This window comes from Streptosporangiales bacterium, from assembly GCA_009379825.1.
Classification (GTDB): Bacteria; Actinomycetota; Actinomycetes; order Streptosporangiales; family WHST01; genus WHST01.
The window spans coordinates 1-10,169 of record WHTA01000125.1 but is presented as its reverse complement, the minus strand read 5'-3'; the positions used below and the strand labels follow the sequence as shown (position 1 = coordinate 10,169).

12 protein-coding genes are annotated in these 10,169 nt (G+C 70.0%); 11 read left to right on the top strand and 1 reads right to left on the bottom strand.

Translation table 11 applies throughout. The features are described 5' to 3' along the window. Positions 1-229: 229 nt before the first annotated feature. On the top strand, positions 230-604 hold the full coding sequence (locus GEV07_29605; protein ID MQA06684.1) for a hypothetical protein: 375 nt from the start codon (positions 230-232) through the stop codon (positions 602-604). Between the two features lie 126 nt (positions 605-730). Then, complete coding sequence (locus GEV07_29600; protein MQA06683.1) at positions 731-1,045, top strand: helix-turn-helix domain-containing protein; 315 nt, start codon at positions 731-733, stop codon at positions 1,043-1,045. Between the two features lie 68 nt (positions 1,046-1,113). Here GEV07_29600 and GEV07_29595 read toward each other — a convergent pair whose 3' ends face one another. Beyond that, positions 1,114-1,779, bottom strand: a complete 666-nt coding sequence (locus GEV07_29595) for an FCD domain-containing protein (protein ID MQA06682.1) — start codon at positions 1,777-1,779, stop codon at positions 1,114-1,116. A 362-nt stretch (positions 1,780-2,141) separates the two neighbouring features. On the opposite strand from GEV07_29595, the gene GEV07_29590 reads away from it, so the two are divergent. The 9 genes from GEV07_29590 to GEV07_29550 all read left to right on the top strand — a co-directional run. Further along, positions 2,142-3,158, top strand: a complete 1,017-nt coding sequence (locus GEV07_29590; protein MQA06681.1) for a hypothetical protein — start codon at positions 2,142-2,144, stop codon at positions 3,156-3,158. Positions 3,159-3,217: 59 nt separating this feature from the next. Further along, entirely contained in the window at positions 3,218-4,042 is an 825-nt protein-coding gene (locus GEV07_29585) for an ATP-binding cassette domain-containing protein (protein ID MQA06680.1), read from the top strand. An 11-nt stretch (positions 4,043-4,053) separates the two neighbouring features. Further along, positions 4,054-4,830, top strand: a complete 777-nt coding sequence (locus tag GEV07_29580) for an ABC transporter permease subunit (GenBank protein MQA06679.1) — start codon at positions 4,054-4,056, stop codon at positions 4,828-4,830. Beyond that, complete coding sequence (locus tag GEV07_29575; protein ID MQA06678.1) at positions 4,827-5,669, top strand: ABC transporter permease subunit; 843 nt, start codon at positions 4,827-4,829, stop codon at positions 5,667-5,669. Before GEV07_29580 ends, GEV07_29575 begins: the two co-directional genes overlap by 4 nt. Before the next feature lie 34 nt (positions 5,670-5,703). Next, positions 5,704-6,732 carry an LLM class flavin-dependent oxidoreductase gene (locus GEV07_29570; protein ID MQA06677.1) on the top strand — a complete coding sequence of 343 codons (1,029 nt, stop codon included), beginning with the start codon at positions 5,704-5,706 and terminating at the stop codon, positions 6,730-6,732. A gap of 45 nt (positions 6,733-6,777) precedes the next feature. Further along, positions 6,778-7,893: a hypothetical protein gene (locus GEV07_29565; GenBank protein MQA06676.1), complete on the top strand. Its 1,116-nt coding sequence runs from the start codon at positions 6,778-6,780 to the stop codon at positions 7,891-7,893. 34 nt (positions 7,894-7,927) lie between these two features. After that, positions 7,928-8,308, top strand: coding sequence for a RidA family protein (locus GEV07_29560; GenBank protein ID MQA06675.1), 381 nt, complete (start codon positions 7,928-7,930; stop codon positions 8,306-8,308). A 7-nt stretch (positions 8,309-8,315) separates the two neighbouring features. Then, positions 8,316-9,518, top strand: coding sequence for an amidohydrolase family protein (locus GEV07_29555; protein ID MQA06674.1), 1,203 nt, complete (start codon positions 8,316-8,318; stop codon positions 9,516-9,518). Next, positions 9,515-10,169 (top strand): isochorismatase family protein (locus GEV07_29550; GenBank protein MQA06673.1); only part of this gene is annotated, 655 nt, incomplete at its 3' end. The genes GEV07_29555 and GEV07_29550, both read left to right, overlap by 4 nt.

The following is a 10,169-nucleotide window of genomic DNA, read 5'->3' as shown; positions in this document are numbered from 1 at the left end:
GCATGGCGGTGCACGACGACTCGCTGTACGTCTCCCTGACGGCCAGGTCGGACGACAACGAGCCCTACGGCAAGGTCGTGCGGATCCCGCTACACCGCGCGGGATGAGGCCATCGCCGCGGGCTACGAGTAGCGGCCGGGCGAGTACGGCGCAGCGGGTCAAGTGAGGACGCCCCGCCGGTGCGAGAAGTTGCGGAGGAGCGCCAGCGGAGGAGCCAGTTGTCGCAGCGGTGGCCGCCCGCAGCTTGATGCGTAGATGCGGCGGTGGTAGGCCCAGTTCTCCGGTCGCTGGTGACCTCGACCCGGCCACCGTCGAGCATCTGCTCGATCGCTGGTGCTCGCGGGCGCAGCGTTGCCGCATACCCGAGTTCGTCAAGGCCGCCCGCACCATCCGTAGGCACCGTGCCGGGATCGACGCTGCGATCGACCGCGGTCTCTCGAACGGCCGCCAAGAGGGCCTGAACAACAAGGTCAGGTTGATCATCCGACGCGCCTACGGATTCCACAGCCCCGAAGCCGCCCTCGCCCTCGTCCAACTCGCCTGCGGACCCGTCACGCTCGAACTGCCATACCACACCAGCCGCCATCCACATTCACGTCAATAGAGCCCTTTTTCAGGGGAAAGTAGTTAAGGCCCCGCGACCGGCGCGCCGGTATTGATGGCGCTTACCAGTAACTATCTTATGCGTGGTACCGCATATTTCCGCGGTCCCACGGTATGAAATAAACAAATAAACATAAGAAAGCTGTCCGGAAAATTCGGGGCGCATCAGTTCCAGGACCGGTTCGGTGCCGGCGTCGTCACCGCCCTCGACCTGGTCCGGCTCTCCCGCGCCGAGTCGCTGCAGGCCCGCACCAACCTGCCGATCGCCAGCATCGGCCGGGCCTGCAGCTACCAGGACGCGCTGCACTTCTCCCGGCGGTTCCGCGCCGTGTACGGAGTCTTCCCCCGCGCGTACCGGACCGAGCCCGCGGTCACCTCGCCGGTGACAACGCGCGGACTGGCCCGCCTGGTGACCCGCCTACTCGACGACGAGTCGCCGTGACCACGCAGGTGCAGTGCGACGTCGGCGGCCAGCGGCGTTGGCGGGCCACGATGTGCATCGAGCCGGTATCACCGACGTTCAGGGGCGGTCCAGGACCGGACCAGTTCCAGTCCCTCGACGGCGTGGCCGCGGTGCTCGTTGAGCAGGCGTACCAGGGTGTGCGCGTCCCGCTCTCGTGCGGCGTCGCGGATTCCGCGATGTTCGACGTCCACCACGGCGCGGTGTGCCGGGTCGGCGAAGTACAGCGACCGGTAGGGGTCGGAGGAGTCCCACAGCTGCCGGATCATCCGCACGAAGCGGTGCATGCCCGACGCCTCGAACAGGGAGAAGTGGAACTGGCGGTTGGCGTTGGTGAGCGCGACGATGTTGGCCACCTCGTTGGCCGCCGCCATGGCGTCGATGGCGGCGGTGAGACGGGCGACGTCCTCGTCGGTCAGCCGGGGGGCGGCGGCGCACACCACCTCGGTCTCCAGCAGCTCGCGAATCCGGTAGATCTCCAGCAGCTCGCTGATGTCCAGCTCGGTCACGAAATAACCGCGATGCGGCGAGTACCGGACCTGGCCCTCGCCTTCGAGGATCTTCAGCGCCTCGCGCACCGGAACCCGGCTGAGCCCGAGCCGCTCGGCGAAGGCGTCCTGCACGATCTGGGTGCCAGGCTTGAGCTCGCCCTCCAGGATCGACCGGCGTAACTCCTGGAGCACCGCTTCCTGTGCCGTCGGCGGTCGTTTGAACACCACGGTCGTTCCCCTGTCTGCCGGCCACCGGTCAGGTGGCGGGTCGTAGTCGATGATTTCACCCTGTGGGGCATGGCCGCGAGCCGGTCACGAATGCTTCGATGGATGAATTATGTATACATTGCTCATGTCATCGTAACGGCTGGCCGGGCTCAGCGTCATCGTCAATGTTCCGCGGGTGATCGGCGTCGTCTCCGGATGATCCGCGCTGACCTGGGTAGATCGCGCACTCGGCCGCCAAGTGGACAGCGCGCCGCAGCTGGCTAGTCACATAAGCCAGCATTGATCTGGGTCGAGAATCGCAGCTGTTGACACCGAATGAATCTCGTATACATTACCTGAAATACGGTGAGGAGGATATCATGCGACGGATCAGCGGCATGTGCCGCCGGGTACGGGTGGGTGCACTGGTTGCGGCGTTCTCGCTCCTGCTGGGCGTCACGGCGTGCGGTTCGGATGATGACGCCGGCGGCAGTACCGAGGGGGGTCTGACCAAGGTCCGCCTGAGCGCCACGCTCATCGACACACTGCCGTTCATGGCCGCGCTGAAGATCGCCGCCGACCGCGGCGACTTCGAGGCCGAAGGGCTCGACGTCGAGTTCGCCTCCGCGGCCGGCGGCGGCAACACCCTTCGCCCGCTGAGCACCGGTGACGCCGAGATCTCCATCGGTTCGCCGGCCGCATCGGTGCTCGCGGCGCAGAGCGACCCGCGGGTGAAGATCGTCAGCCTGTGGGCGCCGAGGAACGGCTTCTACTGGATCGGCCCGAACGAGGTGCCCGACCTCGATGGCAAGAAGATCGGCGGCTCGGTGCCGGGCGCCACGGTGAACCTGCTGCTGGCGGGGATCGAGGAGAAGCAGCGCGTCAAATTCGGCGAGATCGTGCCGGCCGGCGGGATGGGTGAGAACTGGGCGGCCAGCAAGAGTGGCCAGGTCGTCGGCGGCTGGGCCATGGAGCCGTTCGTCACCGAGAAGGTGCAGAGCGAGAACGCCAAGGTGGTCATCGACGCGCCGGAGGTGCTGCCCTGGTTCCCGGCCGACATGGTCGTGGTGCGCAAGGAGTGGGCGGAGGCGAACCCGGACGCCATGCGGGCGTTCTTCCGCGCGACGTCGAAGGTGTTCGACGACATCGCCAGCAACCCGGCACAGGTGGCGCCCGACCTCGCCAAGATCATGGACATCGACGCGGCGATCATCGAGAAGAGCATCGCCGACGCCGCCATCCCGGCCGAGGAGCTCTACTCCTACCAGACGGTGCCGGAGGCGCTGGACACCGTCTCGGAGCTGATGAACTTGTCCGGCGAGGTCTCCGAGCCGATCGACTGGGCGGCGATCTTCGACCAGCAGTACCTGCCCGAGGAGGCGAAGGCGGACCTGTGATCCCGCCGTGGCCGAGCGTCGGGCCGACCGCACCGTCCTAACCGAACGGAGGCGCCGCAGTGGGAAACCCCACGTCCACGGATGCGCACCTGCTGATCGACGGGGTGTCGAAGACCTTCGACCTCCGTGGCGGGGGGACCACGCACGCGTTGGAGACCATCGACGCCGCGGTCGGTCAGGGCCGGTTCGTGTCCATCGTGGGCCCGTCCGGCTGCGGCAAGTCGACGCTGCTCAACATCGTCGGCGGCTTGGTCAAGCCGTCGACCGGTACGGTGTCCATCGACGGTGAGCCGGTCCGCGGGCCGCGCCGCTCGATCGGCGTGGTGTTCCAGGAGGACTCGACGCTGCCGTGGCGCACTGTGGTCGACAACGTCCGGCTGGGCCTGGAGGTCGCGGGCCCGCCCAAGGCGAAGCAGGTCAGCCGGGCCAAGGAGATGATCGACCTGGTCGGGCTGACCGGCTTCGAGCATGCCTACCCGAGGGAGCTGTCCGTCGGGATGCGCCAGCGGGTGGCCATCGCGCGGACTCTGGCGCTTGACCCGTCGGTGCTGCTGATGGACGAGCCGTTCGGTGCCCTCGACCCGCAGACCCGGCTGATGATCGGCGTCGAGTTGCTGCGGATGTGGCAGAGCACCGACAAGACCGTCCTGTTCGTCACCCACGACATCCAGGAAGCCGTGCTGCTCAGCCAGGAGGTCTGGGTGATGTCCTACCGGCCGGCGACGATCAGCGAACGGCTGACCGTCCCGTTCGACTATCCGCGCGGGCCCGAACTGCTGAGCATCGAGGAGTATCAGCGCCTCAACGCGCGGATCTGGACGGTGATGCGGAAGGAGTCGCAGCGCGCGTTCGACGAGCGCGAGCATCTCCTGGGATCGCGGTGAGGGGTCGGGTCATGCAGCGGGAGCTAGTCCGCACGCTCAAGTCACAGGTGCTCACGTTCCTGGTGCTCGCGGTCATCATCGCCGCGGGTTGGTGGCTGGTCACCGAGACCGACCTCGTGGACACCAGGACCTTCCCACCGCTGGACGAGATCATCGGCGCGCAGACCCAGCTGACCGACCCGGCGCCGGCGACCTTCCTGGACCACCTGGCGGTCACCTCGGTACGGGTGGTGGCCAGCCTGGTGGCCGGCTTCCTGCTCGGCTTCGGGCTCGGCGTGCTGTTCTGGCGGCTGCCGGTGCTCGGCCGCGCGCTTGAGCCGTACCTGCTGGCCTTCTACGCGGTGCCGCTGGTGGTCTTCTACCCGTTCCTGCTGGTGCTGTTGGGCATCAACTCCTGGCCGATCATCGCGATCTCCATGGTGATGTGCTCGGTACCGGTGGCGCTCAACACCTGGATCGGATTCCGTGAGCAGAAGGAGATCCACCGGATGGTCCACCTGGCGCTGCAGCTGCCCAGGCTGCTGCGGTTCCGCCGGATCGAGCTGCCGGCCGCGCTGCCGCAGGTCTTCACCGGGGCGCGGGTGGGGGCCGTCTACAGCCTCGTCGGCACGATCGGGATGGAGTTCATGGTCAGCAGCGAAGGGCTCGGCTACGCCGTCCGGCACCAGTACGAGACGTTCCACTTGCCGAGCATGTACCTGTTCCTCGCCGCCACCCTCGCACTGTCCTTTGTGGTCGTGACCGCGCTGCTCGCGGTGAGCGCCGTGTCGCTGAGGCATCACGAATGAACGCCAACCGTTCGGCCGCGACGACCAATCCACCCGGGGCCGATCCGGACGGCGCGCCGACGACCGCCGCGCCGAGCCGGGCCCGGCGTGCCGGGCGCACCCGGCGGCGTCGGTTCCCGGTCGGACCGCTGGTTGTCCTCGTGGTCGCCGCCGTTGTCTGGTACCTGCTGTCCCTGGCGCTGTTCGTGGTGCCCGAGCCGGTGGCCACGGTGCGCGCCCTGATCGACAACTTCTCCTCGACGGAGTTCACCGACGCGGTCGGCAAGACCGCGCTGGGCGGTCTGGTCGCGTTCCTGCTCGCCATGGTCGCCGGCGTGCTTCTCGGTGCGCTGATCGGGTTGTCCAGGCTGGCCCGGCGCATCCTGGAGCCCACTATCCTGGCGCTGAACGGGATTCCCAAGATCGCCATCTACCCGGTGCTGATGCTGGTGTTCGGGCTCGGCTCGACCTCGCAGGTGACGATGGGGTTCATCTTCGGCGTGTTCCCCGTGATCATCAACTTCGGCGGCGCGCTGGCCACGGTGCCGGAGATCTACGGGCGGGTGGCCCGATCCCTGGCCATGCCGTGGTATCTGCGACTGCTCAAGCTCGATATCCCGGCCGCGCTGCCCTCGCTCGCGGTTAGCCTGCGGCTGGCGTTCAGCCTGAGCCTGGTCGGCGTGGTGTTCGCCGAGATCATCGGCTCCAAGGCCGGCCTCGGCCAGATCATCATCGCCAAGTACACGCTGGCCCAGTACGAGCTGATGGGGGCCGCCGTGCTCCTGCTCATCGTCACGTCGCTGGTCGGCACCACCAGCCTGTGGGCGCTGGAACGGCACCTGGCGCGCCGCTGGCGGTAGGCGAGACCAACCGACCTGGAGAAGTGGGAGGAGCATCGTGGTGCAACGGGACGACCACGCCGCCGGCGGTCCGGTCCGCCCTCTGGTCAGCGTCGGCTACTACCCGGCCAACGACACCAGGGCGACGCTCGACCTCGCCCGCGAGCTGGATGGCGGCATCGTCGACACGCTGTGGGTCGGCGACAGCCCGCTGATCTGGCGGGAGTGCTGGGCGAGCATCGCGCTGTGCCTGGCGGCCACCGAGACGCTGCGCCTCGGCCCGGCGGTCACCAACCCGGTGAACCGGCACTGGACCGTCACGGCGTCCACCGTGCAGACGCTCGACGAGTACTCCCCTGGTCGGGTCCGGCTCGGGATGGGGGTCGGCGACAGCGCGCTGCGCCGGCTGAACGGCGGGGTGGCCCGGCTGGCCGAGCTGCGCTCTGCGGTGCACGGTATTCGCACCCTGCTCACCAGGTCGGTGGCCGACATCGGGCCGGACGGTCCGGACGTGTCCTGGGACCGGCCGCCCCGACCGGTGGAGATCCTGCTCAGCGGCAGCGGGCCGAAGACCCTGGAGCTGGCCGGCGAGTTGGGCGACGGCGCGATCATCGTGCCGGGCATCGCGCCCGGCGCGGTGGACCAGGTGTTGGCGCGGGTCGCGGTCGGCCGGCGCGCCGCCGGCAAGGACCCGGCCACCCTGCACTCGGTGCTGTGGGTGGCCTGCGCCATCGACGAGGAGGAGCGCGCCTGGGCGGACGTGCGGCCGTGGGTGGCCTCGATCCTGCGGCACCCGCTGGCGTTCGACACCAGCCAGGAGGTGGACGCGGTCCGGAAGCGGATCCGCGCAGGCTACGACTTCTCCCACCACATGTCGCACGAGAGCCGGCACGGCGAGGAACTGCCGGTCGAGGTGCTGCGTGACTTCGCCATCGCCGGTACCGAGGACCAGGTGCTCGACGGCCTGAACGCCGCGGCCCGGCTGCCGGTGGAAGAGCTGGGGCTCGTGGTGATGGGGCGGGACGTTCACGAGCAGGTGGCCCGGCTGAACAAGCTGCTCAACGAGTCCTGGCTGGTGCGGTGAGCGTGCGGCCGGACCGAGCCGGGCAGCGGAAGGGATCGAGGAACCGTGTTGATCAGCGACTGCACGTTGCGTGAGGGAGAGCAGCAGCCGGGCGTCGTGCTCGGCGCCCCGGAGAAGGTGGCGATCGCGAAGATCCTGCGAGACGTGGGGGCTCGGCGGGCCGAGATCGGCACCCCCGCGGTGTCCTCCGGTGAGCGCGAGGCGATCGCCGCGGTGGTGGAGAGCGGGGCCATCCCGGAGACCCTCGGCGTCTGCCGGGCCAGGACCGGCGACATCGCCATGGCCGCCGACTGTGGCCTGTGGGGGGTGGTGGTCTCCAGCCCGGTCAGCCCGCACCAGCTGACCACCAAGTTCGGCTGGTCGGTCGACCAGATGATCGACGCCGCGGTCACGGCACACACCGCGGCCAAGGAGCGCCGCTTGGTCACGTTCGCCAGTGCCTACGACACCCTGCGCACGGACCGGGAGGACCTGCGGGCGGTGTACGGCGAGCTGAACCGGCAGGGGCTCATCGACGGCATCCGGATCGTCGACACCGTCGGCGTCGGCACTCCGAAGGTGGTCGCCGACCTGGTCCGGTGGTGCACCGACGAGTTCGGGCTGCCGATTGAGGTGCACTTCCACGACGACTTCGGCCTGGCCACGGCGAACGCGGTCGCCGCGGTCGAGGCCGGCGCCGAGGCCGTGTCGTCCAGCATCGCCGGGGTCGGCGAGCGGGCGGGCAACACGGCGACCGAGGAGGTGGCCGCGGCGCTGGAGGTGCTGCTCGGGGTGAAGACCGGGCTGGCCGTCGACCGGCTCGGCCAGAGCTTCATCCGGGCGGCCGAGCTGATGCGGCTGCAGTTGCAGAACAACCGCGCGATCATCGGCAAGAACTCGTTCCGGCACGTGTCCGGCATCTCGATCAGCGGCTACATCAAGTCGCCGCTGGCCGCCCAGCCGGTCGAGGCGGAGCAGGTCGGCCGCGGTTCCAACCTCGTGCTCGGCAAGACCTCCGGCCGGCACGCCGTGGAGCACCTGCTGGCGGCGCTGCGCGTCGACGCCACCGAGCTCGACGTGGGGCGCCTGGTCGAGTCGTTGAAGGAGACCGCCGAGGAGAACCGCCGCGTGCTTAGCACCGCGGACCTGGTGCGCGCGGTCCGCACCCAGCTCGAGAACTGAGTCCCGACAACGCAGATTTAAAGGCGGTGAGGAGATGACCCTGGACAGGTTCAATGCCGACACGATGGCCGCACCGAAGGTGCCGCTCTCGCACGGCGTGGTCGCCGTCGGCTGGCTGCACGTGTCCGGCATGGTCGCCCGCGCGCCGGGCGGCGAGATCGTCGACGGCGACATCGTGGCGGCCACCCGGCAGTGCCTGGAGAATATGGAGGCGGTGCTCGCCACCCGCGAGGTCGACCGAACCTCGGTGGTGAAGCTGAACGTCTACCTGACCGACTTCGGCGACTACGCCGGGATGAACCAGGCGTTCGAGGAGTTCTTCGACAGCCCGTACCCGGCCAGGACGACGATCCAGGCCGGCGCGCTCGGCATCGGCCAGGTCGAGCTCGACGCGGTCGCCTACCTGGGCGAGTGAGGCTCCGGTGAGCCCGGCACTGCACGTGCGCAACCTCGGCGGGCTGCTCGCCGCCGAGCCCGCCTGGGGCTGGCGCGCGGACCGCGAGCTGCTCTGCGCGCACGGCCGGGTGCTGGCGATCGGGGCCGGGGTCGATCTGGCACTGCGCTCGCTCGAGCGGGACGGCGAGCCGGTGATCGTGCTCGACGCCGCCGGCCTGCTCGCCGTCCCCGGGCTGATCGACGGGCACGTGCACCCGGTGGCCGGCTCGGTGTCGGTGGTGCCACCCGGCCACGGCTGGACCGACACCTACCTGAACGCCGGGGTCACCGCCATGGTCTCGGCCGGCGAGCTGACCTTCCCCGGGTTCAGCGCGGCCGAGCTGACCCCGGACGCCGCCGCCCGGCTCGCCGCCAACTCGGCGTGGGCGTTCGGCAACATCGCCGCCCCGCCGCGGGTGTACGCCGGGACCCTGCTGGCCGTGCCAGGGTTGGACCGGGAGCACTTCCGGCAGGTGGCCGAGGTCGGCGGGAAGTGCGTCAAGTACATCTACTACCCGTTCGCCGGACGTCAGTGGGCGGGCGAGGTCGCCGCGTACACCACCTGGGCCGACGAGTTCGGCCTGGTCACCAAGATGCACGCGGGCGGAACCTCCTACCAGGGCCACAGCCTGGAGGCGGACGCCGAGCTGGTCAGCGCGGTGGCGCCGCGGGTGCTGGCGCACGCTAACGGTGGCCCGATCCCGATGGACGACGAGGCGCTGGCCGCGATCGTGGCGCGGACCGGCTGCCACCTTGAGCTGATCCTCGGCGGGAGCCTGCGGGTGCTGCGTGAGCTGGTCGGCCTGCTGCGCGAGCGCGGCGAACTTCACCGGATCACGGTCGGCACCGACACCCCCGGCGGCAACGGCACGATGCCGCGCGGACCGCTGCAGGTGGTCGCGGCCATCGCCGGCCTCGGCCAGGTCGATGCCGCGACCGCGCTGCGCTGCGGCACCGAGAACGTCGCCAGGGCACACGGGATTCCCGGCGGCGCGCTGGCCGAAGGACAGCCGGCCGACCTGCTGCTGGTCGGCCCGGTGCGCGGGTCGTCGCACACGACCGTGGCGAGCGCGCTGGAGGCCGGCGAGATCGTCGGCGTCGGGGCGGTGGTGAGCGGCGGAGCCGTCGTCGCGCTGCCCGGCCGCTACACCCCGCCGCCGGCCGCCCTGCCCACCCTGGAGACGGCATGACCAGCTCACCGACGCGGCGGGCACCGTGGGCCGACGTGATCAGCCCGGACGAGTGGCGGCTGCACACCACCGCCGGCTACGGCAAGCGGGCGGTACCCGGCCGGCGGCCCGCCCTGCTGGTCGTCGACGTGACCTACGAGTTCACCGGGGACGGCACCGGCGATTCCAGCCTGCCCGGCGTGCTCGACCGGTTCCCCAACGCCTGCGGTGACGCCGCGCGGGACGCGCTGCCGCGGATCCGGGCGCTGATCGAGCATGCCCGCGGCATCGGCATACCGGTCTGCTACTCGAAGATGACCGACGACCGGGGGCCGTGGTCGCGGAAGAACCGGCGGGCACCGGAGCTGGTCGCGGCGCCGGCCTGGGTCAGCGGGATCCACGCCGACCTCGCGCCCCGGGACGGCGAGCTGGTGGTCACCAAGGCGTCCGCCAGCGCGCTGTCCGGCACCCCGCTGCTCGACGAGCTGCGCCGCCACGAGGTGGACACGGTGATCGTGACCGGATGCGCCACCGGCGGCTGCGTGCGGGCCACCGTGCTGGACGCGTTCGGCGCCGGGCTCACCGCCCTCGTCCCGCACGAGGCGGTGTTCGATCGCACCCCGGTGCCGCACCAGGTGTCGCTGTTCGACATGGACATGCGCTACGCCAACG